The organism is Treponema endosymbiont of Eucomonympha sp. (genome assembly GCF_001028545.1).
On the sequence record NZ_BBPW01000129.1, the window covers coordinates 1 to 2,011 of the forward strand.

General features: G+C 56.1%; 3 protein-coding genes. 1 reads left to right on the forward strand and 2 read right to left on the reverse strand.

Annotation, left to right across the window (positions count from 1 at the left end; translation table 11 throughout):
* Positions 1-210 precede the first annotated feature (210 nt).
* Positions 211-492: a transposase gene (locus AWU74_RS13440; protein WP_086046145.1), complete on the reverse strand. Its 282-nt coding sequence runs from the start codon at positions 490-492 to the stop codon at positions 211-213.
* A gap of 175 nt (positions 493-667) precedes the next feature.
* On the opposite strand from AWU74_RS13440, the gene AWU74_RS05265 reads away from it, so the two are divergent.
* Positions 668-1,297, forward strand: coding sequence for a DJ-1 family glyoxalase III (locus AWU74_RS05265; RefSeq protein WP_059370506.1), 630 nt, complete (start codon positions 668-670; stop codon positions 1,295-1,297).
* Between the two features lie 164 nt (positions 1,298-1,461).
* On the opposite strand, the gene AWU74_RS05270 is transcribed toward AWU74_RS05265, so the two are convergent.
* The coding region (locus AWU74_RS05270; RefSeq protein ID WP_202811842.1) for a flavodoxin family protein at positions 1,462-2,011 on the reverse strand (550 nt) is incomplete at its 5' end.

Below are 2,011 nucleotides of genomic sequence, written 5' to 3' on the forward strand. Positions count from 1 at the left end.
AAAAAAGAAGGCATTCACTGGCACGATATAAGCGACGAGGCGTGGGAGTAGCGAAAGATAACCGTTCATTTAATTTCTTCTAAAGTCTGATACCCCGCTGCTTGCAGCGGGGATTCTTTAGTGCGTGTATCTTTGTGTTCCAGTCCCCGCACGACTTTCCTATCGCCTGCTTTCCGTTTTTTTAACGCTCCGTGAGCGCCGAGGTGCGCCTTAACCGACGTTGAATCCAGCGAAAGACCCCTCGCTTCGGCTGCGTTTTCGGCTGGAGCTTGGCGGAGACCTGCTCCCGCACGCCGCTTTTGCCCGGCGGTTAAACCGCACGTAAACGGTATGCCATTTGCCGAACTTTTCAGGTAGCGCCCGCCATGAATACCCGTTTCTGCATATATAGACAAGCGCGTTGAGCACCGTCAGGTTTTCTGTCTTTATGTTCCCGCGCTGTTTCGGCAGCAGTTCCAGTATCCGTCGGTATTGCTCTTCAGTCAGTTCTATGCTCTGTTTTTATCTTTATCATATTTTGTACAGCGTGAACACGCTCTAATATTGATATACGACATTGGCAAAACCACGTTATGTCTCGCCTTAATTTTGTATACCACCGCATGAAGTGGCGGCGAATTAGTGGCAATGCGCCGCGGCTTGCGCTTTTAACCGGGCGGGCGGTATCATGCGGGCAATAACGCATACGTCAGGAGAAAACGTGAAACGGGTGCTTGTCTTTTTTGCGGAAGGGTGCGAGGAAATCGAAGCGGTTACGCTGGTGGATTATCTGCGCCGCGCCAGTGCCGGTGTAATAAGCGCGTCGTGTTCGGACAGCCTTGCGCTTATCGGCTCGCACGGCATAAAGTTGTGCGCCGACACCACTGCCGCAAGAGCGTTCAAAGAAACAGGTGCGTTCGACGCGGTGGTTGCGCCCGGCGGAATGCCCGGCGCTGCGAATATCGCCGCTTGCCCTGAAGCGGTCAGCATCATAGAAAAAACGAGGGATGCGGGCGGCATTACGGCGGCAATCTGTGCAGCGCCGGTGGTCGTGTTTGCCAAACTCGGACTGCTTGCCGGAAAAACGTATACCTGCTATCCCGGAATGGAACGGGAATTTCCCAAATGGGCAGGGGCGGACTGGGAAAAACGCACCGCATACAGCGTCAAAAAAGAAACCGCTTGCTGGCAGGACGGGAATCTCGTAACTGGCGAAGCTCCCGGTGCGGCGGAACCGTTTGCTTTGTTGCTGGTAGAGTTGCTGTGCGGGCGAGAAGCGGCGGCGGCTATCCGCAAAGCGTCCTGTCTGCGGGCGTAAAGCAACGCCACGCCAGCGGCGTTATAGCGCGGTATTGCAAAGTCGATTTCCGCAGGAGTTTTGGAGTCTGTTTCCCGCCCGCGGGCAGTTGCATAGCGAAGCGTTTTCCGCGTGTCGGATAACGCACGCTATCCGACACGCGGCGACCGTATATTGCCGTATGCTTACAGGCTGTGCCCCAGCGTTTTTGCCCTCGCAAGCCCGTCGGTGCGCTGTATGTCGCCGCGCTCGTTCACGCCGGGCACTATCACTATCCCCCGGTCTTTCCACCCCTGATACTTCACTATCAGATTATACGTCTTCAGCAGCCCGTCAAAGTCCGCCATATCGTCTGTTCCGGCGCACACGAGCAGCGCGGTTTCGGCTATCTTCAGTGGCCGTTTGCCGACGTAGAACGAATACAACTTGTCTATGACGGCTTTTACCTGCGCGGGGAACGAGAACCAATAGAGCGGCGTGCACAGTGCGAGGACGTCCGCGTTTTCCAGCGCGGGGACGATTTCGTCGAAGTCATCCTTCGCCGAGCACGCGTGCGCCGTGCTGAAGCACGTATTGCAGCCGGTGCAGCCCGCTATCGTTTTGCGCACGGATTCAAACACCGTAACCTCGTGCCCCGCCTCGTGCGCACCCTCAGCAAACGCGCCAGCTAGCAACTCGCTGTTGCCGCCCTTCCGCGCGCTGCCGGTTATGACCACAATGCTCTTTTTCATATAG